This window comes from Roseibium album (assembly GCF_001404515.1).
Lineage (GTDB): Bacteria > Pseudomonadota > Alphaproteobacteria > Rhizobiales > Stappiaceae > Roseibium > Roseibium album.
Map to the genome: position 1 here is coordinate 13,013 of NZ_CXWE01000017.1, position 25,115 is coordinate 38,127.

21 protein-coding genes and 1 tRNA gene are annotated in these 25,115 nt (G+C 58.7%); 12 read left to right on the forward strand and 10 right to left on the reverse strand.

Annotated features, from left to right (window positions below; translation table 11 throughout):
- Position 1: 1 nt before the first annotated feature.
- The 6 genes from LA5095_RS30905 to LA5095_RS30930 form a co-directional block, all read right to left on the reverse strand.
- Entirely contained in the window at positions 2 to 1,027 is a 1,026-nt protein-coding gene (locus tag LA5095_RS30905) for a Gfo/Idh/MocA family protein (protein WP_055391828.1), read from the reverse strand.
- Between the two features lie 10 nt (positions 1,028 to 1,037).
- Complete coding sequence (locus LA5095_RS30910; protein WP_055391829.1) at positions 1,038 to 2,102, reverse strand: ABC transporter permease; 1,065 nt, start codon at positions 2,100 to 2,102, stop codon at positions 1,038 to 1,040.
- A complete protein-coding gene (locus LA5095_RS30915) occupies positions 2,099 to 3,661 on the reverse strand; it encodes a sugar ABC transporter ATP-binding protein (protein WP_055391830.1) in 1,563 nt (520 codons plus the stop codon). The genes LA5095_RS30910 and LA5095_RS30915 overlap by 4 nt, the downstream gene beginning before the upstream one ends.
- Positions 3,658 to 4,326, reverse strand: a complete 669-nt coding sequence (locus tag LA5095_RS30920; RefSeq protein WP_158510454.1) for a DUF2291 family protein — start codon at positions 4,324 to 4,326, stop codon at positions 3,658 to 3,660. The genes LA5095_RS30915 and LA5095_RS30920 overlap by 4 nt, the downstream gene beginning before the upstream one ends.
- Positions 4,327 to 4,437: 111 nt before the next feature.
- Positions 4,438 to 5,376, reverse strand: a complete 939-nt coding sequence (locus LA5095_RS30925) for a D-ribose ABC transporter substrate-binding protein (RefSeq protein WP_055391832.1) — start codon at positions 5,374 to 5,376, stop codon at positions 4,438 to 4,440.
- Between the two features lie 107 nt (positions 5,377 to 5,483).
- Positions 5,484 to 6,308 carry a phosphogluconate dehydrogenase C-terminal domain-containing protein gene (locus LA5095_RS30930; protein ID WP_055391833.1) on the reverse strand — a complete coding sequence of 275 codons (825 nt, stop codon included), beginning with the start codon at positions 6,306 to 6,308 and terminating at the stop codon, positions 5,484 to 5,486.
- A 116-nt stretch (positions 6,309 to 6,424) separates the two neighbouring features.
- Here LA5095_RS30930 and LA5095_RS30935 point away from each other — a divergent pair, with 116 nt between their 5' ends.
- Positions 6,425 to 7,693, forward strand: a complete 1,269-nt coding sequence (locus LA5095_RS30935) for a ribulose-bisphosphate carboxylase large subunit family protein (RefSeq protein ID WP_055391834.1) — start codon at positions 6,425 to 6,427, stop codon at positions 7,691 to 7,693.
- Positions 7,690 to 9,009: a four-carbon acid sugar kinase family protein gene (locus LA5095_RS30940; protein WP_055391835.1), complete on the forward strand. Its 1,320-nt coding sequence runs from the start codon at positions 7,690 to 7,692 to the stop codon at positions 9,007 to 9,009. Before LA5095_RS30935 ends, LA5095_RS30940 begins: the two co-directional genes overlap by 4 nt.
- 368 nt (positions 9,010 to 9,377) lie before the next feature.
- On the opposite strand, the gene LA5095_RS30945 is transcribed toward LA5095_RS30940, so the two are convergent.
- Positions 9,378 to 10,385 carry a LacI family DNA-binding transcriptional regulator gene (locus tag LA5095_RS30945; protein ID WP_055391836.1) on the reverse strand — a complete coding sequence of 336 codons (1,008 nt, stop codon included), beginning with the start codon at positions 10,383 to 10,385 and terminating at the stop codon, positions 9,378 to 9,380.
- A gap of 166 nt (positions 10,386 to 10,551) precedes the next feature.
- On the opposite strand from LA5095_RS30945, the gene iolG reads away from it, so the two are divergent.
- The 9 genes from iolG to LA5095_RS30990 all read left to right on the forward strand — a co-directional run bounded on the left by iolG (position 10,552) and on the right by LA5095_RS30990 (position 20,958).
- Positions 10,552 to 11,574, forward strand: coding sequence for an inositol 2-dehydrogenase (gene iolG, locus LA5095_RS30950; RefSeq protein ID WP_055391837.1), 1,023 nt, complete (start codon positions 10,552 to 10,554; stop codon positions 11,572 to 11,574).
- Between the two features lie 105 nt (positions 11,575 to 11,679).
- The gene (locus LA5095_RS30955; RefSeq protein WP_055391838.1) at positions 11,680 to 12,600 is read left to right on the forward strand and encodes a sugar ABC transporter substrate-binding protein; all 921 of its coding nucleotides are present in this window, start codon (positions 11,680 to 11,682) and stop codon (positions 12,598 to 12,600) included.
- Positions 12,601 to 12,669: 69 nt separating this feature from the next.
- Complete coding sequence (locus LA5095_RS30960) at positions 12,670 to 13,779, forward strand: ABC transporter permease (RefSeq protein WP_055391839.1); 1,110 nt, start codon at positions 12,670 to 12,672, stop codon at positions 13,777 to 13,779.
- 64 nt (positions 13,780 to 13,843) lie between these two features.
- On the forward strand, positions 13,844 to 14,602 hold the full coding sequence (locus tag LA5095_RS30965; protein WP_235808911.1) for an ATP-binding cassette domain-containing protein: 759 nt from the start codon (positions 13,844 to 13,846) through the stop codon (positions 14,600 to 14,602).
- A gap of 115 nt (positions 14,603 to 14,717) precedes the next feature.
- Positions 14,718 to 16,628 (forward strand): bifunctional 5-dehydro-2-deoxygluconokinase/5-dehydro-2-deoxyphosphogluconate aldolase, encoded by a 1,911-nt coding sequence (locus LA5095_RS30970; RefSeq protein ID WP_055391841.1) that lies wholly within the window; start codon positions 14,718 to 14,720, stop codon positions 16,626 to 16,628.
- On the forward strand, positions 16,625 to 18,457 hold the full coding sequence (gene iolD / locus LA5095_RS30975; protein ID WP_055391842.1) for a 3D-(3,5/4)-trihydroxycyclohexane-1,2-dione acylhydrolase (decyclizing): 1,833 nt from the start codon (positions 16,625 to 16,627) through the stop codon (positions 18,455 to 18,457). Before LA5095_RS30970 ends, iolD begins: the two co-directional genes overlap by 4 nt.
- A complete protein-coding gene (iolE, locus tag LA5095_RS30980; protein ID WP_055391843.1) occupies positions 18,457 to 19,362 on the forward strand; it encodes a myo-inosose-2 dehydratase in 906 nt (301 codons plus the stop codon). The genes iolD and iolE overlap by 1 nt, the downstream gene beginning before the upstream one ends.
- Before the next feature lie 5 nt (positions 19,363 to 19,367).
- On the forward strand, positions 19,368 to 20,174 hold the full coding sequence (iolB, locus tag LA5095_RS30985) for a 5-deoxy-glucuronate isomerase (protein ID WP_055391844.1): 807 nt from the start codon (positions 19,368 to 19,370) through the stop codon (positions 20,172 to 20,174).
- Position 20,175: 1 nt separating this feature from the next.
- Positions 20,176 to 20,958, forward strand: coding sequence for a TIM barrel protein (locus tag LA5095_RS30990; RefSeq protein WP_055391845.1), 783 nt, complete (start codon positions 20,176 to 20,178; stop codon positions 20,956 to 20,958).
- A 195-nt stretch (positions 20,959 to 21,153) separates the two neighbouring features.
- Here LA5095_RS30990 and LA5095_RS30995 read toward each other — a convergent pair whose 3' ends face one another.
- The 3 genes from LA5095_RS30995 to LA5095_RS31005 all read right to left on the reverse strand — a co-directional run bounded on the left by LA5095_RS30995 (position 21,154) and on the right by LA5095_RS31005 (position 23,211).
- Positions 21,154 to 21,849, reverse strand: a complete 696-nt coding sequence (locus tag LA5095_RS30995; RefSeq protein ID WP_158510455.1) for a M48 family metalloprotease — start codon at positions 21,847 to 21,849, stop codon at positions 21,154 to 21,156.
- A gap of 341 nt (positions 21,850 to 22,190) precedes the next feature.
- Positions 22,191 to 22,949: a helix-turn-helix domain-containing protein gene (locus tag LA5095_RS31000; RefSeq protein WP_055391847.1), complete on the reverse strand. Its 759-nt coding sequence runs from the start codon at positions 22,947 to 22,949 to the stop codon at positions 22,191 to 22,193.
- A gap of 185 nt (positions 22,950 to 23,134) precedes the next feature.
- A tRNA-Arg gene (locus LA5095_RS31005) sits at positions 23,135 to 23,211 on the reverse strand.
- Between the two features lie 245 nt (positions 23,212 to 23,456).
- On the opposite strand from LA5095_RS31005, the gene LA5095_RS31010 reads away from it, so the two are divergent.
- On the forward strand, positions 23,457 to 25,013 hold the full coding sequence (locus LA5095_RS31010; protein WP_055391848.1) for a cryptochrome/photolyase family protein: 1,557 nt from the start codon (positions 23,457 to 23,459) through the stop codon (positions 25,011 to 25,013).
- The last annotated feature ends 102 nt before the right edge of the window (positions 25,014 to 25,115 follow it).

Below are 25,115 nucleotides of genomic sequence, written 5' to 3' on the forward strand. Positions count from 1 at the left end.
GTCAGGCGGTGTCCAGCTTGATTGTCCGGCTGTTCTCGGCAGCGGAAAGATACGCAGCCTCGACCAGTTCCAACGTATTGAGGTTGTCCAGTCCCGATGTCTCGGGCGCGCTGGAAGCATTCAGGCAATCGATGAAATGGCGCTGGATGTTGTAGACGCTTTCCTGAATGTTGTGCCAGGGGCGCGCCGCCCAAGAAAGCAGCGGGGGCGATACGTCCAGTTCCCGGGTGCCGGACGCGTTGTGCAGCACCAGCCTGTAACCGGGCATCAGCCTCAGCGTTCCCTCGCTGCCATCCACCTCGAGAAGGCTTTCGGGAAAGCTCTCCCGGGGGAGCCGTGATGCATAGCTGCAGTCGACAACACTGGTGACGCCGCTTTCGTGTACTAGCATCATGGTCGCGACATCTTCCGCCCGAATGGCCGGATTGACGCGTTTCGTGCTTGCGGAGATCGTGTGCGCGTCGCCGAACAGGAAGCGTGCAATGTCCAGGATGTGGATTCCCAGATCCTGAATGATGAAACGGTCATCCGTCGCAAGATAGGGCTGGCCGGAATAGACATCATAGGCCGAACGGAAACTGACCCGTCCCCAGAACGGCATTCCGATGCTTCCCTTGTCGAGTTCGGCCTTTGCAGCCCGGATTGCCGACTGCCAGCGAAAGTTCTCGTGCACCATCAAGGTCACGCCGGCGGAGGCCGCCGCATCGATCATTGCCTTGCCATCTTCCATCGCGTCAGCAAAGGGCTTCTGGCAGATGATGTGCACTCTCGATCCGGCCGCGAGTTCGACCAATGGCCGGTGGGTCTGAACCGTCGTGGCAATATCGACAAAGTCGAGCTCTTCCGATTTCAATAGATCGGCCGCATCGGTATAGGTCCGCTCGACGCCAAAGCGGTCCGCCGTCTCCTTCAGGCGGTTCTCGTCGCGGTCGCACAACGCGGTGATGGCTGCTCCCTCGACATCGGCCCATGCGTGCATGTGGTTCCGGGCAAAAAAACCGCAGCCGATCAGTGCGCCTTTCTTCATGAAATCCTCCTCATGCTGCGGCGGCCTGCTGCTGCAGTGCTACGCGGGCCTGCAACCTTTGCTGCGCCTGGTCGACAACAACCGCGGCGATGATCACCAGGCCCTTGATGACGGTCTGCCAGAAGGAACTGACACCCATCATCACGAGTCCGTCGGACAGCACGCCTATCACGAATGCGCCGATGATCGTTCCGCCAATCCGTCCGCGGCCGCCCGACATGGACGTGCCGCCGAGGACAGCCGCGGCAATCGCGTTGAGTTCGAAGGTCTCGCCCGTCGCCGGATGCGAGGCCACCAGCTGTGACGAGATGACAAGGCCGACGATGGCGGCGCAGAAACCCGAGAACATGTAAACGAACATCTTGACGCGGTTGACCTTCACGCCGGAGAGGGCGGCCGCCTTCTCGTTGCCGCCGACCGCATAGATATGCCGTCCCAGCGGTGTGCGCCCGGCGATATAGGCAGCGGCCAGCCCGACGGCAATCAGCAGCCAGATGGAAACCGGAATGCCGAGAAAGCTTCCCGTCCCGAGCAGGTGAAAACCCGTCGATCCGTAGGCCTCGTTGCCGACGAGGTTGGGGAAAGTCGCCCCGTCAGAGGAAAGCAGCGCCAGGCCGCGTGCCACGTAAAGCGTCCCCAGCGTCGCGATGAAGGGTGCCACATTGAGGCGCGTTATCAGCACGCCGTTTATCGCTCCGACAAGAACACCGACCGCAAGCGTGATGAGAATGATCTCAAAGATGTTGAAATAGAGCGAATACCCGATCCCCAGATCGATACCGTTGAGGATGAGAAAGCCCGCCACCATTCCGCACAGGCCGACAATCGACCCAACCGAGAGATCGATCCCCCCCGTGATAATGACGAAGGTCATGCCGATCGCCAGAAACGCGTTTAGTGCCACATGCTTGGACATGATGACGAAATTCGCGGTGCTGAGGAAATTCGGAGCCGCAAACGAAAAGAAGGCAAACACCGCGATCAAGGCGATGAAGGTCCTGAGCTTCAGCAGCAGCAGGATCATCGGTTGTCCGCCGGAGGTGCCCGAAGGCTGCAAGGTGGTGACTGATGTCATCCGTTACTACTCCCAATGACATGACCTGCCTCGGAGGCAGGAGCGTGACCGATCGCGGAAGCCGCGATTATCTGTTCTTCCCTGACGCTGGCACCATCGAACTCGCCCGTGATGCTGCCGTTCGACATCACGATGATCCGGTCGGACAGGGACATGACTTCTTCGAGATCCGAAGTGACGAACAGGATCCCCAACCCCTCCGCCGCCAGCCGTCGCATGGTGCGGAAGACTTCGGCCTTGGCACCGATGTCGATGCCGCGGCTCGGCTCGTCCATCAAAAGGACCTTGGGCGAGGTCATCAACGCCTTGCCGATCACGACCTTCTGCTGGTTGCCACCCGAAAGCGAACTGACCGGGTTCTCCATGCTGGCGATCTTGATGGCGAGGTCCTTGACGAACCGCTTCACCGTCTCCCGTTCCGCGCCAAGGCTGAGGTGTATGCCCTTTACGAAACTACCCAGGCTCGACAGGGACATGTTCTCCCGGATCGGCAGGATCTGGATCAGGCCCTCCGACTTCCGGTCTTCGGGGATAAGCGCCAGTCCCCGCCCGATACGGCCTGCTACATCGGGTTCGTTCAGGTGCCGGCCCTCTACGTAGAAATCGCCCGTGGAATGGGGGTGCTGAGCCATGATGCATTCGAACAGCTCGGAACGCCCCGCGCCCATGAGGCCGTAGATCCCGACAATTTCGCCCGCCCGCAAGGACAGCGACACATCATCGACAACGCGCTTTCCCGTCCGGCCCATCAGGCTGATGTTCTCGCAGCGGAACACCTCGTCGCCGAAGTCGTGTTCGACCGTCTTGGCGAAGTCCTTCGAGGCCGCACCAATCATGTTCTGCACGATCCAGGGCACGTCGACGCCGTCCATGCTTCTGGCACCGGTCCGCGCACCGTCCCTCAGCACCGTGATGTAGTCGCCGATCCGGATCAGCTCCTCCAGACGGTGCGAAATGTAAACGATGCCGACACCACGCTTCTTCAGGTCCGCGATGACCCGGAAGAGGATTTCGACTTCCGCCGCGCTCAGGGCGGAGGTCGGCTCGTCCATGATCAGGATCCGCGCATCCTGGGCAAGCGCCTTGGCGATCTCGACGATCTGCTGCTCGCCGATGCGCAGGTCGGACACCATCGCATCCGGTGATATGTCGTGCTCGAGGCGCTGCATGAGCGCCGCGGCTTCCGCCCTCTGGTCTCTTGCGGCGATATCGATTCCGGCGCGGGTCTTTTCCCGTGCGATGAAGATATTGTCGGCAACCGTCATGTTTGGAAACAGGTTGAGTTCCTGGAAGACGATGCCGATCCCGTGTGCCGCTGCCGTGCGCGTGTCGGGGAAGGTGACCTTTTCCCCCTGCATCAGGATTTCTCCCGAGGTCAGCTGCTCAACGCCGGCAATCACTTTCATCAAGGTGGATTTGCCGGCGCCGTTTTCACCGACGAGCACATTCACCGCGCCAAGCCGGACATCGAAGTCCACGTCCTTCAGCGCGTGCGTCCCTGGATAGACCTTGTTTGCGGCACGCACAGACAAGCCGATTTGGTGCTTTGCTTCTGTCATGATCCACCAAACTTCGTCGTCACCGGCGTGATCAGGTATGGCGGACCATCACCGCGCACCGTGAAGGCACCGAGCACATCAACAGTCTTGCCCACGAGATCGTCGCGGGGCAGATCTTTCAGAGCGCTTTCGTAGGCCTGTGTATTCAGGGAGCGGGAGAGCTGAGCGAACTCTATCTGATCCGTGAATGAAGAAAAATCGACAAAGGGAAGGATATCCCGAAGCGCCGTTCCACGGATCACCGGACCAAGTTGCAGGATGACATCCGCCTTGCCATCTGCGGTAACGTCCACATCCGCGGTTGCGGCACGTGTATCGGTTTTGGCCGCCAGGATTGTACCCTGTACCCGCGCGGCGAAGTTCCAGGGACTTCCCTCGCTGGACGGACGATAGCCGTACGCTTCACCGGCCGAACCTAAATCCGCTGCAATCGCGTCGCCGAGAACGGCCATGTCGGTCGCCGTTTGCTGAAGGTGTGGCAGAACCTGTTTGGTCCAGATGTCCGTAACCAGGGCATCCATGTCGCCGCCCGGACCGCTCGAAACGACTTGCTGGGCCTGACCGCCACTGTCATTCGTGGCAACATGCTTTTCGAGTTTGCAACCGCCCAGGCTGGCGACAGCCGCAAGGACTAACAACAGGGAAGGAACTGCGCCGCGATCCACTGTGCAACCTCCATGAACAGAATCCTTCCGGCAAAGTCCGGCAGGATTTTCAGGTTTTTCGTGGGAAAGATCACACCGCGGCGGAACAACCACTGCGGTGTGATATCGGGCCTAGTTCAGCGCGAACGTTTCGAGGTCACCGGCATTCGAGCTGTTGATCAGGACACAATCCATCAATTGCTTTTCGTCCTGACCGGTCGAACCCGTCCTCAGGTACTGGTCGGCCTGCTCCACCGCGATCTGAGCCTGGCGGTAGGCGGGTTGCAGCACGGTGGCCTTGATGCCTCCTTCCAGGATGGAGTCGCGCACATCGTTGCTGCCATCAAAACCGACAACGATCACGTCCGTCCGACCGGCAGCCTTGAGTGCCGCCCAGGCCCCCATGGCCATGGTGTCATTGCCTGAAATGACACCCTTTATCTCGGGGTTGGCCTGGAGGATGGTCTCCATCTTCTCGTAGGCTTCCGTCTGGCTCCAGTTCGCCGACTGCTGGGCGACCATCTCCAGATCCGGGTACTGGTCAATTACATCGTGATAGCCCGCCGAGCGAATACCGGCGTTGGTGTCTGCTTCGCGGCCAAGAAGCTCGGCATATTTGCCTTCCTCGCCCATCAGCCTGACAAACTCTTCCGCACCCAGCTGCGCTCCCTGGTAGTTGTTGGAGACGATCTGGGAAACGGCAATGCCTGTTTCCTTGATCTCGCGGTCAATGAGGAAGGACGGGATGCCGGCTTCCTTGGCCCGGCGTACGGGAGCGACGGTCGCGTCCGCACCCGCATTGTCGAGGATGATCGCCTTCGCACCACGGGCAATTGCCGTATCGAAGAGCTGGTTCTGCTTGTTCGGGTCGTCATCGTGGACGAGAACGAGTGTCTCATAGCCGAGTTCTTCGGCACGTTTCTGTGCGCCTTCAGCTTCCGCCTTGAAAAATGGGTTGTCATGCGACGGCGTGATGATCGCGATAAGGTCGGCTGCGGACGCGTAAGCGGGCGCAAGCAGGGTGGCTGCAACAGCAGCGCTGGCAAGCAGGATTCTTCTCGTGAAATTCATGTTGTCCTCCCAACAATAGGTTCAATTTCGTGGCTGATCCCGCGGAACTCCTCCAAGCCCCCCGGCACCAGTCTGAACGCCCGCCACACATCGTGGCGGCCGCTCAATCAGGTGATCTGCCGGATGCTTTCCCTGATTTCGTCCGGCTTGAACACGCCGATCCAGTCGTCCCGCATGAGACGTTTTTTGCCGTTGGTGATGGCCTTGTTGCAGGCGTCGGAGAAGACGCCGTCGACTTCTTCCATGACGACCGCGCCAAGAATGTTCATGTGCCCCAGAAGAAAGTCCCGGGCCGCCACGGGGTCGACACCTTGTCGAACAACTTCGTCCATGGCTTCCTTCATCACCACGAGAAGGGTCGCGCAGACGGTTTCGGAAAGGCCCGGTTCCAGAAGCGCCATCTGTTCGACCGAGACCCGGTGCGAGCGCAGGATTGGCTGGAAAATGGTTTTTGCAATCTCCTCGCCGATTGCATAGTCCTCTTCCGGCCCCTGCATGAGGGCGTTCACGATTGCCTGTTTGGCGGCGATACCACCGAAATAGTCGCGTTTCGCAGGCAATTGCGTTTCATCATTGAAAATCGGCGGATGGCAGGGATGGGTGACGAAATAGGTCACGTCCTTGCGTTCCGGAAAGTGCCCTGCGAAAGGGGCTGCCGCATCCAGCGCGATTAGCATCGTTCCCGGTGCAAGCTTGTCGATGATACCTTGCGCAACCTTCCTGATCGCGGTGTCCGGCACGGCGAGAATGACCGCACGTGCGTCTTCAAGCGCGGCGTCGGTGTCAACACATTCGACGCCGACCTCTGCCTTCAGCCGGTCTCTGCCTGCATCGCTGACTTCCACATGAGCAACGTTGAACCGGGAGCCTTTCAGGTTCTGGGAGAGTCGCACTCCCATTTTTCCTCCCGCACCGATGAGCGCGATTTTCATGTTTCCTCCAAATTTGTTGCCTGAATAAATTCACATACAAATCATATTGTCAACTGGTATGATAAGTTGATAATTATACGCTCAGTCAGTAACACGAAACAGGACAGAGGACAGGAATGGGGAGGCTCTTTGCAACATATGATCTTGAAACGCCGACTACCCTGGAGCAGGCCGCCAAGGTCATCGCAGGCGAACAATCCTCGGGAACGTTCCTGAAACTGCCGGGCGAAACAGACCGGCTGAGAGAGCGCTCAGGGGCAAGGGTCGAGCAAATCACGGCAACATCGACCAGCAGAACCCCCTCGCTGCCGTGCCGTATCAGCGCGGAGAGCTATACGCGTGGCGAGATCACTCTTTCCTGGCCGCTCGACAACATGGGCACATCCCTTCCCAACGTCTTGGCGACGGTAGCGGGCAACCTTTTCGAGCTGGCGGATGTATCCGCGCTTCGCCTGACGGACATTTCCTTTCCCAAAGAATTCGCCATGTCGTATCCGGGACCGACCTATGGCCGGCTGGGCACTCTTGCGCTCGCCGGTGTCAAGGACCGGCCGATGATCGGCACGATTGTCAAACCAAGCGTCGGTCTCTCACCCGTGGAAACCGCGTCGCTTGTCGAAAAACTCGTCGAAGGAGGTATCGATTTCATCAAGGATGATGAACTTCAGGCAAACGGCCCTCACTGCCCGTTCGAGGAACGCCTGCACGAAGTCATGAAGGTCATCAACTCGCATGCGGACCGTACCGGCAAGAAGGTCATGTATGCCTTCAACATCACTGACGAACTGGACACGATGCGCCGAAATGCAGACCTGTTGCAGCGGGCCGGCGGGACCTGTGCGATGGTAAGCCTGTTTCCACTCGGTCTCACGGGCCTGACCGCAATCAGGCGGCATGTCGACCTGCCGTTACATTGCCATAGGAACGGCTGGGGCATTTATTCAAGATCTCCGGATATTGGTATCTCGTTCCGGGTCTGGCAGAAGTTCTGGCGGCTCGCCGGGGCAGATCATCTGCATGTCAACGGGATCGCGAACAAGTTTACTGAAGCGGACGAAACGGTCATCGAAAACGCCCGCTCTCTAGGCAATCCATTGTCGGGCGAGCACGGATATCAGGCGATGCCTGTGTTCTCATCAGGGCAGACCGCCGTCCAGATGGAGGAAACCTGCCAGGCCGTCGGGCACACCGACTTCATTTATTGCGCCGGGGGTGGGATCATGGGACATCCCGGCGGTGTCGCCGGCGGTGTCGCGAGCCTGATACAGGCCGCGGAGGCGGCCGTAGGCGGAATTCCGGCACATGTTTTCGCGAAAGACCACAAAGAGCTCTCCCAGGCCCTTGAGCTCTTCGGGCGAAAAAACGGCGCCGGAGATGGAAAATGACCGGGGACCTCTTCATTTCCTACTACGGTGACGATTTCACCGGATCGACGGATGTGATGGAAGCCCTGACAACGGGCGGCGTCGAAACCGTCCTGTTCACGTCCATCCCCAGCGAAAAACAGCTCGAAAAGTTCAAGCGTTGCCAAGCAGTCGGCTTGGCAGGCATCAGCCGTAGCCAGACACCCGAATGGATGTCGGAGCACCTCCCGGCGATATTCTCCTGGCTGTGGACGCTCGATGCGCGTTTCTGCCACTACAAGACCTGTTCGACCTTCGACAGTTCGCCGGAAAAGGGCTCCATCGGCCGCGCCCTGGAAATCGGGCTGGCAACATTCAGCCAGAAACGGACCGCAATTGTCGTCGGAGCCCCGCAGCTTCGGCGCTACACCTATTTCGGCAACCTGTTCGCAGCCTACCGGGGCGAGGTCCACAGGATCGACAGACATCCCGTGATGAGCAAGCACCCGGCAACACCAATGCACGAGGCAGACCTTGTCAAACACCTGTCAGGACAGACGGATCTGCCCTTTGATTGCCTGACACCGCTGGACGGCTCCATCGCCGCCCAAAACGGCACAGCCCCGGATTCCGGTGAGGTGCACAATGCCAATCTGCTGATTGATGTCTACGACACGCTGTCCCAGGTGGCCGCGGGAGGCTATCTCGAGAGAAACAGGCAGGACCTCGGGCCTTTCATCGCCGGCTCGTCCGGCGTCGAATATGCGCTTTTGCACAACTGGCGTGAAGTTGGCTTGCTGCAGCCACCGGCAACTACTCTACCCCTGGCTGCCAAATCTCATATCGCAGTTGTCTCGGGAAGCTGTTCGCCGACAACCGCGCGCCAGATCGAAACCGCGGAAGACTTGGGCTTCAGGGGCATCAAAGTCGATTTCACCACACTGGCAACAGGTGACGGCCTGAAACAGGAAATCGAGCGCGTGTTGCAACGGGCATCCTCTGCATTCGAAACCGGACTAAGCCCGATCCTTTACACCGCCAAAGGTGAAACCGTCCAACCGGCTGCACGGTCTCTGAACCTCGACCGGGTCGGTAAAACCCTCGGGCGCCTACTGGCAACGCTCAAGGACCGGCATCACCTGGACCGCGTTGCCGTGGCCGGGGGCGACACGTCGAGCCACGCGTTGGCGGAACTTGATGTATTCGCTCTGACACTCCGCCAAGCCATCCCGACTACCCCCGGTTCACCGGTGTGCACCGCGCATACCCGCGGCGGTTCCGAATTCGAAATTGCGCTGAAAGGCGGTCAGATTGGAACCGATACGTATTTCGCAGATCTTCGTGACGGTGCTTTCTAAAGCTGATTAACGAAACCATTTAAGCAACCAAAGAGTGGCTTTTAGCGACTTGCCGAACACGCGCCATAAACTCCATCGATAGACCAATCCAGTAGTTGCCAAGTCCGCTTTTGACAGCGCAGAGCTTCCATTAGCCGACCGAATTGGGGCCGCGAAGCGGCAAGGCAGATCACGGCCCTGAGCGGACATTCGCCATCCAACCTAATTGCAGCAATTGCAGCTCGCATAGCGGAGGTTGGTGCGCAGCCGCAGACTCCTAGGCAATGCAAATTCCGAAAGAGCGAAATGGCAACGTCGGCAACGGCACAGTGGCCCCAGGCCGGGTACGATGCTTGTGGGATCGTGCGGAAGCCTGTTTGTGTTGCGGTCTAGGCACTCTTGCGAACGATCAGTTGCCCCTGGAATGCGTTCAAAGTGCTCTTGCGCTTCCGGCCCTCAAGGACATCCACCAACGCTTCTGCCATTTCCGTCAGAGGCTGGCGATACGTGGTTAATTCATAGTGCGGACTGGAGGCTTGAGGCGCATTGTCGAAACCAGTAACGGCGATGTCCTCTGACACGCGCAGACCAAGCTCAAACCGGATCGCATCAATCGCTCCCATAGCCAGCGCATCGTTTTCGCAGACCAAAACGTCCGGTAGTTCTGACTTTGGTGTATCCCGGAACCACTCAGCCACAAGATCGTATGCCAATTTGGGATCATACCGTTCGACCGACGCGAATTTGGGACGTGAGCCTGTGGTCTTTTCCCATTGCGAAAGGAAAGTTTCCTTCCGTTGAAGATGTGCCGATTGAGATTGTGGGCCTGCAATAAATACCGGATTGCGATAGCCTGCCGAGAATACATGCTGCGTGATTGCGGTCATCGCGGCCCGGTCATCGCAACAAATCGATATAGTGTTGTCATTGCTGGACATCCGGGCAAAAACGATCAGTTTCTTTACCCTTTTGGCCCCGAGCGCAGTTTCAAGGCTTTGGTCATTGAAACTGACCCCAATGAGAACGGCCGCATCCACCCGCCTTTGGCTTGCATTGAGCAGCGCGGCTGATGCGTCTTCTTCGTCGCTCGTGTTGACGAGCAGGGTGTCGTAGCCGTTTCTTCGCAATATGCGCGTAAGGCGTTCCATCATAATAAGCTTGTGAGGATTGGCAAAGTCATCGACCAGAAGCGCCACCAGATTGGTCCGGTCAGTGGCCAAGCTAGTTGCCAGAAGATCCGGTACATAGCCAAGTTCCTGGGCTGCCTTCATGACTTTTTCGCGTGATTTGGCGGAGATTGACGCGTCCTTCTTGAAGGCACGATTCACTGTCCAGCGGGACACGCCAGCAAGCGCTGCCACGTCATCTGCCGTTATGGAGCCGCCCTGATCGTTCATCTTTTTCGCCGACCTCCCTGTCTTCGAAACTCATGGAATCACAAACGATCCATGTCCGGTGGACAACGCAAGGCTAGCAGAAATTTGCACGCGGGTGCAAAAAAATATTGCACGCGGGTGCAGAGTGTGTATTTTAACTTTCTGTTGATGATTGGGAGGCCTCAAGATGCGGGTTGGTTTGCTTGGCGCAGGGCGCATTGGGAATGTTCATGCACAGGCGATTTCGTCGCATCCGGAGAGCGAACTGGCCGCTGTTTCCGATGCGTTTGAGACGAACGCTCAGGCTCTGGCAAAGAGTTATGGATGCGAGGTGCGTTCCTCGGATGAGATCATCGTGGACAGTTCCATCGATGCTGTTCTTATCGCAACATCCACGGACACGCACTCCGATCTGATCGAGGCCGCCGCGGCAGCTGGCAAGGCGGTCCTGTGCGAGAAGCCTGTGGACCTGAGCCTCGAGCGTGCGTCGGCCTGTCTTGGCAATGTTGGCGACAAGGCGTCCGGCATCATGATCGGTTTCAACCGCCGGTTCGATCCGAGCTTCGGCGCGCTCAAGGCCGCCATCGACGCGGGTGAGATTGGCAAGGCAGAGCTGCTGTCGATCACGTCCTTCGACCCCGCTCCGCCGCCGGTTGAGTACATCAAGGTTTCCGGCGGACTCTTCCGCGACATGATGATCCACGACTTCGATATGGCGAATTTCATCATGGGCGAAGCGCCGGTTTCGGTGTCCGCCGTCGGGACATCGGTGGTCGATCCCGCCATCGGAGCGGCCGGTGACGTTGACACCGCGGCGGTGACACTGATCTACGCGGACGGTCGCCTCGCGGTAATCAAGAACTCGCGACGCGCGGTCTATGGCTACGACCAGCGGGTCGAGGTGTTGGGTTCCGAAGGCTTGCTCCAGGCACAGAACGTGCTGGAAAACACGTTGGTAAAATCCACGACGGCCGGCGTGAATAGCGCCAAGCCCACCTACTTTTTCCTCGAACGCTACATGCCGGCCTACAAGGCCGAATGGGCCGCTTTTGTTAATGCGGTCCAGGGCAAGACGGACATGCCGGTCAACTTGCACGATGGCGTGGCAGCCTTGGCCATGGCCGAGGCTGCAACGCGGTCGGCTCAGTCCGGTCAGCCCATTGCGATGGCGGACATTCTGAAGACATCGGGTCGCGGGGAGGCGGCCTGACAAGAGGCACTCGCCCTAACCGGGCGATGCGGAACGCGCGACGATGTCGCGTGAAAGAGTCGCCGGGTGACCGGCGTGCAAGGCAAACCAAGGGAGGATCCCCAAATGAAAGCCATTTTGAAAGGCGCAGTTGCTGCCGCTGCAATCGCTATCGCGGCACCCGCCGTCGCACAGGACATTTCGGTCGTTGTTCACGGCCAGGCCAACGATGCGTTCTGGTCGGTGGTGAAGGCAGGCGTCGACCAGGCCGCTGCCGATACCGGTGCTAATGTGTCCTACAACTCGCCCGAAACCTTCGACATGGTTCTGATGTCGCAGCTGATCGACGCCGCAGTGAACGAAGAGCCCGATGGCCTCATCATTTCGTTCCCCGACCCCGATGCACTCGGGCCGTCAGTCGAACGTGCGATTGCTGCCGGTATTCCGGTCATCACCATCAACGCTGGTGGCGCTCAGGGCAAGGAACTGGGTGCAGCAATGCACGTGGGCCAGGACGAGTACGACGCCGGTGTTGCTGCGGGTAAGGCGCTCGCCGAAATGGGTGGCACCAACGGTTTGTGTGTAAACCAAGAAGTTGGCAACATCTCTCTCGACCAGCGTTGCGCCGGTTTCGAAGAAGGCTTCGGTGGCACCGTGACGGTTCTTCCGACCACCAACGACCCAGCTGAAATCGAGTCGAAAGTTGCCGCTGCTCTGGCATCCGATGAAAGTGTCGATACGGTGATGGCGCTGGGTGCATCCACCGCAGGCGAACCTTCTGTTGCGGCTGCAAAAGCTTCGGGCCGCGATGTGAATGTCGCAACTTTCGACCTGTCGGCAGGTTTCCTGCAGTCGATCGTCGATGGCGATGCCGCTTTCGCTCTGGACCAGCAGCAATATCTGCAAGGCTACCTGTCCGTATCCGTCATGGCGCTTCAGGCCAAGTACGGTCTGATGCCGGGTGGTGACGTGGCGTCTGGCCCGAACCTGATCACCTCCGACAAGGCCGCTCAAGTGATCGAGCTGTCCGCACAGGGCATTCGCTAAGTCTGATGACCCAAAAAGCGGGAGCGGCACAGTTTGGTGCCGCTCCTGGCCAAAACGTGAGAGGGCGCTATGAGTGATACCACACCAAATCCAACTACAGACGAGCGGATCAAGGCCGAGCCTCTGATTTCGCGAATGATGAAAAGGCCCGAGCTGGGTGCCATCGCGGGCGTCGTACTTGTCGCGATCTTCTTTCTGATCTCCGCAGATTCTGCGATGTTCACAACCTCGGGCATTATCAACTTCCTGACTCCGGCGGCTCAACTTGGCATCCTCGCCATCGGCGCTGCAATGCTGATGATCGGCGGCGAGTTCGATCTCTCCATCGGATCGATGGTCGCCTTCGCCGGTCTCTTCTTTGGTATTTGTGTGATGGTTTGGGGCTTGCCTCTGATCGTCGCGATCCCTCTGACGTTTTTGTTCTCCGCTTTCGTCGGCGCCATCAATGGCGTGATCGTGATCCGCTCCGGCCTGCCGTCCTTCATCGTGACCTTGGCATTTCTCTTTATCCTTCGTGGATTGTCACTCGTCGGCCTCAAATGGGCCTCCGGCGGGTCAACCCAGTTGCGCGGTGTACGCGATGCGACCGAAAATGATTGGCTTGCCCCAATCTTTTCTGGTGACGCTTTCCCGGGATTGTTCGCGTGGCTGGCAGAGCGCGGACTGGTCGAGACTTTCAAAAACGGTACACCCAAGGTTACCGGCATCCCGGTCGAAATCCTCTGGTTCATCGTGCTGGCTTTGGTCGCGACTTACATCCTGCTTCGCACGCCTGTGGGAAACTGGATCTTCGCTGCTGGCGGTGACAGCACCGCCGCATCGAACTCTGGCGTGCCGGTTCGGAAGGTGAAGGTATCGCTCTTTATGGTCACCGCGTGCTGTGCCGCTCTCGTAGCCATTATCACGGTGATCGATGCAGGCTCCACCGATGCCCGGCGCGGTTTCCAAAAGGAATTCGAAGCCATCATCGCGGCTGTGATCGGCGGATGCCTGCTGACCGGCGGCTATGGATCGGCCATCGGGGCTTTCTTCGGCTCCATCATCTTCGGGATGGTGGTCATCGGCCTTACATATACCGATTTCGATCAGGATTGGTTCCAGGTCTTCCTGGGTGGAATGCTGCTGATCGCGGTTCTTTTCAACAATGCCATTCGCAAGCGCGTTACGGGGGAGCGTTGATATGACCGATGACAGCAAATTCCACCACGGCGACGTGAAACAAAACGCGGCGCCTATTGTCCAGATGAAGGACATCGAAAAGCACTTTGGCAATATCATCGCTCTGGCCGGTGTCAGCTTCGACATCTGTCCCGGTGAGTGTCACTGCCTTTTGGGCGACAACGGGGCCGGCAAGTCGACCTTCATCAAGACCATGTCAGGGGTGCACCAGCCCACGCATGGAGAAATCCTGTTCGAAGGCAAGCCCTTGAGTTTCGCCACGCCGCGGGATTCCATGGAGGCCGGTATCGCGACCGTGTTTCAGGATCTTGCGATGATCCCGCTGATGTCCGTGTCGCGCAACTTCTTCATGGGGCGCGAACCGACGAAAGGCCGCGGTCTGACGAAGCGTTTTGACGTGGCCAAGGCCAATGACATCACCATGACCGAGATGCGCAAGATGGGGATCAACCTGCGTGGTCCTGATCAGGCGGTTGGCACGTTGTCGGGGGGCGAACGACAGACGGTCGCCATTGCCCGTGCGGTCTACTTTGGGGCCAAGGTCCTCATTCTTGATGAACCTACCTCAGCCCTTGGTGTGCGGCAGACGTCGAATGTTCTGGCCACCATCGACAAGGTGCGCAGCCAAGGCGTCGGTGTGGTCTTCATCAGCCACAACGTCCGCCATGCGCTGGCTGTCGGTGATCGCTTCACCGTGCTCAATCGCGGCAAGACGCTGGGAACCGCCAAGCGCGGAGAGATCAGCCCCGAGGAATTGCAAGACCTCATGGCAGGTGGTCAGGAATTGGCGCAGCTGGAAGGGTCTCTTGAGGGTACGGTCTGATCCTTAAATATCAACGCCATTCGTCCTCCTCCCTGTAGGAGCGAATGGTGGTGGGGTTGGTGGACGGAATTCGGTCAGCCCCAAGTCACGAACATTGAACTTATGGACGCAACTCATGTCTGACCTCGATCTCATCACCATTGGCCGTTCGTCCGTTGACCTCTACGGAGCGCAGATTGGCGGTCGCCTCGAAGACATGGGTTCGTTCGACAAGTATATCGGCGGCTCGCCCACCAACATCGCCTGTGGGACGGCACGGCTGGGGTTGAAATCGGCCGTCATCACGGGTGTTGGCGACGAGCATATGGGCCGCTTCATCCGCGAGCAGTTGGAGCGCGAGGGAGTGAACACCGAGGGCGTCAAGATCGACCCCGACCGGCTGACCGCGCTGGTGCTTCTTGGCATCCGCGACCAGGAGCAATTTCCTCTGATCTTCTACCGCGAGAACTGCGCGGACATGGGGCTGACAGTGGAGGATATCGATGAGGACTTCATTAAGCGCGCCCGCGCCGTGGTGGCGACGGGCACGCATCTGAGCCATCCCCAGGTGGAGGCGGCCACGCTAAAGGCGCTCGAGATCGCGCGGGCGGCGGGCATGCAAACCGCGCTCGACATCGACTACCGCCCGAACCTCTGGGGTGTGGCCGGGCACGGCGACGGCGAGAGCCGGTTCGTCGAAAGCGCCAAGGTCACGGCCAAGCTACAGTCGACGCTCAATCTTTTCGACCTAATCGTCGGCACCGAGGAGGAGTTCCATATCGCGGGCGGCTCCACCGATACCATCGCAGCCCTGCGCGCGGTGCGCGCGGTCACGAAGGCCACGCTGGTCTGCAAGCGCGGCGCAGCAGGGGCGGTGGCCTTCGAGGGCAACGTGCCCGACAGTCTGGATGACGGCCAGACCGGCCCGGGCTTTCCCATTGAGGTCTTCAACGTGCTGGGTGCCGGCGACGGCTTCATGTCCGGCCTCTTGAGAGGTTGGCTCGATGGCGAGGACTGGCCGACAGCGCTGAAATACGCCAATGCCTGCGGGGCCTTCGCGGTCAGCCGCCACGGCTGCGCCCCGGCCTATCCAAGCTGGGAGGAGCTTCAGTTCTTCTTCCAGCGCGGGATCAAACGCCCTGACCTAAGGAACGACGCGGACCTGGAACAGGTGCACTGGGCGACCAATCGTCCGGGCGATTGGCCGTCGCTCAAGACCTTTGCCTTCGACCACCGGCTGCAACTGGAAGAGATGGACGGCTACACCAAAGAGAAGGGCGCGGCCTTCAAGGAACTTTGTCTAGATGCGGCGTTGAAAGTACAGAACGGCCAGCCGGGGTTCGGCATCCTATGTGACAACCGGATCGGGCGCTCTGCGCTGCATCGCGCCACCGGCTCTGGCCTATGGATCGGTCGCCCGACCGAGCTACCGGGTTCTCGGCCCATCGAGTTCGAGCCTGAGTTGGGCAAAGACCTTGGCCGTTTGCGCGAATGGGCGCGGGAGAACGTAGTCAAGCTGCTGGTCTTCTGCCATCCCGATGACGACGAAAAGACCGCGAAGATGCAGGTGGCGCGAGTCAAGCGGCTGTTCACGGCGGCACGGCGCAACGGGCTGGAATTCCTGCTGGAGATCATCCCGTCGAAGGTCGGTCCAATTGATGATCAGACATCGGCAACGCTGATCCAGGCCTTCTACGACACGGGCGTCTTCCCCGACTGGTGGAAACTGGAGCCCTTCAAATCCGAGGCCGCGTGGGCAAATGCCGTTTCCGCGATCGAGCGCAACGACCCCCGGACGCGCGGGATCGTTGTTTTGGGTCTCGACGCGCCTGAGAAAGAGTTGGCGGAAAGCTTTGCGCTGGCCGCCAAACAGCCATTGGTCAAAGGCTTTGCCGTAGGCCGGACAATCTTCGGCAACGCCGCTCGCAACTGGCTGGCTGGGCATATCTCTGACGGCGAAGCTGTGATCGAGATGGCCCAAAACTATCAGCGCCTTTGTGAGATTTGGGACAAGGCCCGCGACCGGGCCACGGAGGATGCCGCATGAGCAAGACAATCCGACTGACCGCTGCGCAGGCCATGGTGCGCTATGTAGCGGCCCAATTGACCGAAGACGGCGAGCCGTTCATCGCGGGTTGCTGGGCCATCTTCGGCCACGGCAATGTCGCAGGTATTGGCGAGGCGCTTTATGCCAGCCGCGACGCTTTGCCGACCTATCGCGGGCAAAATGAACAGACGATGGCGCATGCCGCCATTGCCTGTTCAAAGCAATTGCGTCGTAAGCGGGCGATGATGGTGACGTCCTCCATCGGGCCGGGGGCGTTGAATATGGTGACGGCGGCAGGTCTGGCACACGTCAACCGCCTGCCGGTGCTGCTGGTGCCAGGCGATGTCTTTGCAAACCGAGGCCCGGATCCGGTGCTGCAACAGATCGAGGATTTTGGGGACGGCACGGTGTCGGTGAACGATGCGTTCAAGCCGGTCAGCCGGTATTTCGACCGGATCACCCGCCCCGAGCAGCTCTTGACTGCCTTGCCGCGCGCCTTTCGCACGATGACCGATCCAGCGGATTGCGGCCCTGTGACGCTGTCCTTTTGTCAGGACGTACAGGCTGAGGCCTATGACTACCCTGTCGCTTTCTTTGAGCCAAAGGTCTGGTATCAGCGGCGCATCCGCCCCGACAGGGGCGAAGTCAGTCGCGTGGCTGAGGTGCTGAAAGGTGCCAAGTGGCCAGTTATCGTCGCCGGGGGCGGCGTACATTATTCTGGCGCGACCGAGGCGCTTATGGCGTTTGCCGAAGCTCACAACATTCCCGTGGCCGAAACCCAGGCCGGAAAATCGGCGCTGCCGTGGGATAATCCGCTGAACCTTGGCCCTATCGGAGTGACGGGGGGCGAGCCCGCCAATGATGTCTGCGCAAAGGCCGATGTGGTCTTTGGTGTCGGCACGCGGTTTCAGGATTTTACGACAGGGTCGTGGGGGCTTTTCGCCCACGCGGATCGCAAAATCATCAGTCTCAATGTCGCCGCCTATGATGCCGTCAAACACGGCGCCATGCCGCTGATGGCAGACGCGCGCGTGGGGCTGGAAGAGCTGGGCGAGGCCCTTGGGCAGTTGTGTTTTGACGGAGAAGCGGCCCCTTCAAAATCCGACTGGTTCAGCAAGGTCGATCCGCTCACAGATGCGCCGGGCGAAGGCAATGCCTTGCCGACCGATATGCAGGTGATCGGCGCGGTGCAGCGTGCGGCGAACGACAACACCGTTGCGATGTGTGCCGCGGGCACCATGCCGGGCGAGCTGCACAAGCTCTGGAAGGCCGGGCGGCCGGGCTCTTATCACATGGAATACGGCTTCTCTTGCATGGGCTACGAGATCGCGGGGGCGATGGGCATCAAGATGGCCGAGCCCGAGCGTGACGTGATCTGCTTTACCGGTGACGGCACTTACATGATGGCCAACTCCGAGATGGCGACGGCGGCGATGATGGGCATATCATTTACCGTCGTCGTGACCGACAACCGCGGCTATGGCTGTATCAACCGGTTGCAAATGGCCGCCGGCGGGGCGGAGTTCAACAACCTGCTCGATCACGCGATCGGCGGCGAGAACTCAAATATCGACTTCGCCAAACACGCTGAAGCCATGGGAGCGACCTCCGTCAAGGTCGGATCCATTGCCGAATTGGAAGAGGCGCTGGCCAAGCGAGACAGCATCAAGGGCCCCTACGTGGTCGTCATCGACACAGACCCCAATCCGTCCACCGAACCCGGCGGGACGTGGTGGGATGTCGGTGTGCCGGAAGTCTCTGAGCGTACGCAGGTGAATGCAGCCCATAAGAAATACATCGAGAATAAGCAAACCCAGCGAGCAGATTGATGAGTGTTAAGATCGGCATATCCCTGATTGCCTGGCAGAACGACGATCTGCCGGAACTGACAAAAGATTACACCACCGAAGGTGCGATGGAGGATGCGGCGAAAATCGGCTACTCTGGCGTTGAACGCGGCCGCCGTATGCCTGCTGACACAGAGGGTCTGCGCGCTTATCTGGATCGTTACGGAGTGGCACTCTGCGGGGGGTGGTGTTCGGGTAACCTGATGGTGAACGAAATGGAGGCGGAACAGGCTGCGATCCGAGCCCAAGTTGAGCAGTTCGCCGCGCTCAATGCGCCCTGCATCGTCTATGCGGAATGTTCCAACACTATCCAGGGCAACATCGATCAGCCGGTCAGCCAGCGCCCCAAGCTGACCCGTGAAGAGGTCATCGCCTATGGCGCGAAACTCTCCGAGCTGGCGAAATGGTCGAAAGATCAGGGTGTTGTGCTGAGCTATCACCATCATATGGGCGCGATGGTGCAGGACGCCGAAGACATCGACTGGCTGATGGAAGGCTCCACCGAGGACCTGACGCTGCTTTATGATGCCGGGCATTTGCACTTTGCGGGGGCAGACCCTGTTGCAGTGCTCGACAAATGGGGGCATCGCGTCCACCACGTCCACTTCAAGGATGTGCGCCAGCCGGTGCTGGATTGGGTGCGCGCGGAAGACAAGAGCTTCCTAAATGGGGTCGCGGCTGGCGTCTACTCGGTGCCTGGCGACCCGGAAGGCTGCATCGACTTTCAGGCCATAACCGACCGGCTGAATGCGATGGACTATTCGGGTTGGATCGTCGTCGAGGCCGAACAGGACCCGGCGAAGGCACCGCCGTTCGAGTACTCTAAGCTTGGTTACGACTACATGACCCAAATCTGCGGCCGCTCCGGCTTGCAAATCGAGAGGTAATCGCTATGCCCGACCTCCTCAGAAGACCCTTTGGCACCCGCGGCAAGGTACATCAAATCACACCTGAAAGCGCAGGCTGGCGTTATGTCGGCTTCTCTCTGTATCGCATGAAGGCTGGCGATGCCGCCGCTGAAGCAACCGGCGACAGCGAGGCGATCCTGGTTATGGTCGAGGGCAAGGCGGCCATCACCGGAGCGGATCAGGATTGGGGTGTGCTGGGCGATAGAATGAATGTCTTTGAAAAGATCCCGCCGCATTGCCTTTACCTTCCGAACGGTGCTGATTGGAACGCAACGGCCGAAACCGACTGCATCATCGCGGTTTGCTCGGCACCCGGTATCGGAGGGCATGAGGCGCGACGGATCGGTCCGGACGGCATCTCTCTGACTGAACGAGGTACGGGAACTAACACGCGGTACATCAATAACATCGCGATGGAGAACCAAGACTACGCCGACAGTCTTTTGGTGACAGAGGTCTTCACACCCGCGGGTCACTGGTCTTCATATCCCAGCCACCGGCACGACGAAGACGACTTCCCGCGCATTACCTATCTGGAAGAAACCTACTACCACCGGCTGAACCCGGCATCGGGATTTGGCATCCAACGCGTCTACACGGACAACGGACAGCTTGATGAGACTGTGGCTGTATCGGACGGCGACGTCGTCCTTGTCCCGCGCGGCCACCACCCCTGCGGCGCGCCTTATGGGTTCGAGATGTACTACCTCAACGTTATGGCTGGCCCGATGCGCAAATGGCGCTTCGTGCCTGCACCAGAGGTCGAATGGATAATGGAACGAGACGCCTGAGATGACCGCAAGATTTCAACTCGCTGCCTGTGCAGAGATGCTTTGGCAAGACAAACCGATCGAATGGCGTGCGGCCAAGTTGCACGAGATGGGCTTTGGTGTCGGTCTATGGAACTGGCCAGCCTGGGACATCGAAAAACTCGAGAAAACCGGTGCGAAGTTTACCATCATGAATGGGTATCTGGAGGGGCGCCTAGCGGACGACGAGGGCGCGGACATGCTGCTGAAATCGGCGCGGGAGACGGCGCAGATCGGCAAGAGGTTGGGCGTTGACCGCCTGAACCTACACGGCACCGGGCTTGGTGATGGTGGCATCCCGATCCCGCACCATGGCACGTTTGCGCCTGGGATGGAGTTTCGCGCCCGTGATACGCTCAACCGTATCTGTGACATGGCCGAGGAAGAGGGCGTGACGTTTACGCTGGAGAACCTAAACCCGCTGGACCATCCAGGATGCCCGTTCGGATCGACCGAGGCCGTGCTCTGTCTAGTGTCCGCTGTGAACCGCCCTCAGCTGCGTATCAACCTGGACCTCTACCATACCCAAATTGGTGAAGGTGATTTGATCCGTTGGTGTGAAGCATGCCTGCCATGGGTTGGGGAGATACAAGTGGCGGACAATCCAGGTCGCTGCGAGCCAGGAACGGGCGAAATCAACTATGCTGCGGTTGCACGCGCCCTTTCGGATCTAGGGTATTCCGGTCCTGTCGGCATGGAAGCCTTTGCAAAAGGCGACGAGGAAGCCGCGCTGGAAGCCTTTCGCGACGCCTTTACCGCTATCTGAATGTCAGGTTGTCCAATATGAACTTACCGGCTCGCATCCGCGGCAAATGACCGCTTTCCACCCCTCTCTGCCGTTGCTGCTAGTAGTATCGAACGGCAGCTTCGGGGCGCTGCACCGAAGGGTTTAAACGACCGAAGTGGGGACGCGAAGCAGCCATTCATCAGCAGCGGCTTGACCGTTAGGACACTAATCCTTTCAAAGAACGTGTTTCGAGACGGCCTCATGTCGCAATTCTGCCGGCGGATGAGAACGCTGTATCCACGCGCTGAAAGTATCGCTCTGTTGTTCTTCCATCTTCGTGAAGTCGTCCAGAATTTCAGAAAGCCCGTTTCCCTCAATGAGGCGTGCGGCAAAACGGTCAGCCTCGTACTCCGTGAACCTCGATGTCGAATTAGTGAGCAACTCAGCGACCTTGGCCGGGATGCACAGGACAAGTGTTGTGGCGGTGAACAGCAAACCGACGAAGGGAATCCGGTTGAGCGTCCTGTTGGCAAGACCAGCGCCGAAATTGATGGGAAGATTGAGATAGTGATGCAACATTTGGATTCGAGTATCCCAATTGCGTAAGTGTCCGATTTCATGGGCGATGACACCGCTTAGACGCTCAATACCGGAAGGCGTGTCCTCATACTTGAGCAATAGCCCCTTGGTGAACACAACCCGATTGTGGGCATAGGCAAAAGCATTGAGCTCCCCGCTGTCCTGTATCCGCCAAACCAGCCTGGGAATCCTGACCCCCGTCGCGACAGACCGCTCTTGCAGAAACGCCTCGACTTCGCCAATCAACGTCATTTCCCGTTCAGAAGGACGCCTCGTGGCGAAGTCCAAATCAAAATTGCCTGCGGCGACGGATGGAACCTTGGCGACGAAAACAGCCGGCAGAACCGCCAATCCAAATGCGATTGAAAGGACCTGCCAGTCTTCAAGCGGAATTCGGCCAAAATAGAGGGACAAAGGAAGCGCCAAGATATAGTACGTGAGCATCACCATGCAAAAGGCTGACACTGAAGCCGCAACCAATGAGACGGCGCGAACGAGCTCGATTGCTGCAATTCTCGCGACAATTTTCATCATGAGCATTCCCAATTTCTTCGTCTGCATATTCGCGCAATGAGTGTTCTGTTCGGAGTTTCAATCAGGTTCCGGCTGATGTTTCAACAAGGATTCCAACTCGAGTTTGGGCCAGGTCGATGAAGCTCTTGGTATCTGCAACAATGGCTATTCCGCTGCGGTTATGCTGCCTCCAAATAGGCTGCTTGAGCGGTTTCCTGGTGTGCACTCGCTGGTAGTCTGCTCAGGAAATACGACAGGCAATCCTGCTCTTTGTCGGAGCCACATTCCGGAGGCCATCGCCCTGGAAGCTGGTACCCGGATGAGCCGTTGACGCTGGTTGCGAGATTGAACCTTGCCAGGTCGGGCAGGGTCTTTTCGGCCAGCCAGGCATTCCATTCATCGACCTGCCTGGCCTGAGCCGTTGGAAGGACGACGACGGGAATGGAACGGCGAGAGACGGCCTTGGCGCGCACCTCACGCGCGTTAGGTTTTTTATTTTTTTCTTTCTCTAAGTTTGGTGGACAGATTTGACCGCCTTTGCCGGACACATCTGGCCGCCTTTCGGGACAGACCTGTCCGCCTTCTGATGAGGCAAGGGGGACAGATTTGTCCGTCTTTTCTCGAAGCTCGGAGGCCTTTAGGATCGAGGCGTCGGTAGGGCAATACTCCGTATTGTGCCCGATGCCATTCCCGCGTTGAACGCTGAGCCATCCACCGATTTCCAGATCCCGGATGGCGCGTTGGATGGACTTGACGCTCTTGCCGTTTGCTTCGGCAATGGTCTTGTAGGACGGCCACGCCTTCTCGGTGTGGCCGTTCACATGTGCGGTCACGATATAGAGCGCAACGCACTTGGCATTGTCATTAATATTGGCATCACAGCTCAGCAGGCGCAGCCACTGAAGCTTCACTTCCCGGAATGGACGGCGCTCGCTCATGCGTGCCTCCCTGCCGAAATGCAGGCAAGGCGCGTGCTCATGCCGCCCCAAACTTCAGAAAAGCCCTGTACGGGATTTGTACGAGCACAACTCGAAAATCGACAGAAAATACTCGCAAAAATTTGCAGTGTCAGAGCGTCACTTTTTGAGTTCGTTTTGTAACTTGCTGAAATTATTGATTTTTTTGGCGCACCCGACAGGATTCGAACCTGTGACCTCTGCCTTCGGAGGGCAGCGCTCTATCCAGCTGAGCTACGGGTGCCAGGCCGGCGCGGAAAGACTGCGCGGCGGATAGAGAGGTCTGATACTAGATCCGGCGGCGTCGGGCAATGGGTTTTTGGCGATACTGGACAAGATATCTCGGCGAGCGACCAGCGCCTGGCTGCAGGTCAAGGTCACAAAGGCAGGAAGAAACGGAGCGCAAACGGAAAGAAATATCGCAGCAGGTGATAGGGCTGCCCGTTTCGTGCGTAGACGTCAGTAACAGACAACAGATCCCTGGCACACATGACGCATGAAACCGGTTGCCGAAATCTCGTTCTGATCCTTGGAGATCAGTTGACACCTTCGCTGTCGAGCTTGCGAGCCGCCGACAGGGCAATGGATCGCGTGCTTTTCGTCGAAGCCCATGAGGAAACGACCTATGTCCGCCATCACAAGAAGAAAATTGCCTTTGTTCTGTCCGCCATGCGCCACTTCGCTGAAGAGTTGCGCCGGATCGGCTGGTCTGTCGACTATGTGAAGCTTGAGGACGAGGGCAATACCGGATCTTTTCGCGGTGAGGTCGAGCGTGCCTGCCGTCGCCTGTCGCCGCAGAAAATTGTCGTTACGGAGCCGGGAGAGTGGCGTGTTCTGGAGGACATGAAAACCTGGCAGGCGGCGTCCGGGTTGCCGGTCGACATTCTGGACGACACGCGATTCCTCTGTTCGCGTGCCGAATTCCGGGCCTGGGCGTCAGGTCGCAAGCAGCTGCGCATGGAGCATTTTTATCGGGACATGCGCCAAAAAACCGGGTTGCTGATGGACGACGGCAAGCCTGCCGGTGGCAGGTGGAACTATGACGCGGACAATCGCAAGCCTGCACGCGCAGATCTGTTCATGCCGGAGCCACCTCGATTTTCACCGGATCCGGTCACCGTCGAAGTTCTGACGCTGGTCGAGCGTCGTTTCACCGATCACATCGGCACCCTGCGGCCCTTCTGGTTCGCGGTCACCCGGGCGGAAGCCGAAAAGGCGTTCGACGCGTTTCTGGATCACGCCCTTGCGGATTTCGGCACATATCAGGACGCGATGCTGAAGGGAGAGAAATTTCTCTATCATGCGGTCGTCTCCGCTTACCTGAATGCCGGTCTGCTCGACCCGCTCGATCTTTGCCGCAAAGCCGTGGCCGCGTATCAAAAGGGCGCGGCACCGCTGAATGCGGTGGAAGGCTTCATCCGGCAGATCATCGGTTGGCGGGAATATGTGCGCGGCATCTATTGGCTGAAGATGCCGGATTATGCAGCAAGCAACGGCCTTGGAGCTTCCCGCCCGTTGCCGGATTTCTACTGGACCGGCGACACGGACATGCTCTGCATGGCCGAAGCGATCGGTCAAACCATCGGGGACGCCTATGCGCACCACATCCAGCGTCTGATGGTTACGGGAAATTTTGCCCTTCTCGCCGGCATCGATCCACAAGAGGTCCACGAATGGTACCTGGCGGTCTATGCGGATGCATACGAATGGGTCGAACTCCCCAATACCCTCGGCATGAGCCAGTTTGCCGATGGCGGTCTTCTGGCGTCCAAGCCATACATGTCGAGCGGCAACTACATCAACAAGATGTCCGATTACTGCGGGAGCTGTCCTTACGAGGTAAAGGCCAGGAATGGAGCCGACGCGTGTCCCTTCAACGCTCTTTACTGGGACTTTCTCGCCCGGCACAAGCAATCAATGAAAAACAACCCACGGTTAGGTCAGGCCTATGCGGTCTGGAACAAAATGGACGGAGAGAAACGAGAGGCGCTTCGCGAGAGCGCGGCAATCTTCCTGAAACGGCTCGATGAAAAGCAGAAGGTTTGACGGATAAGTACCAGTTCGCCGGCAACGTTCAGATGCGTGTTCTGACCACAACTCCGGGACAGTGAAGACGGACATAAACGGTCAACAAAAAAAACGCGCAGC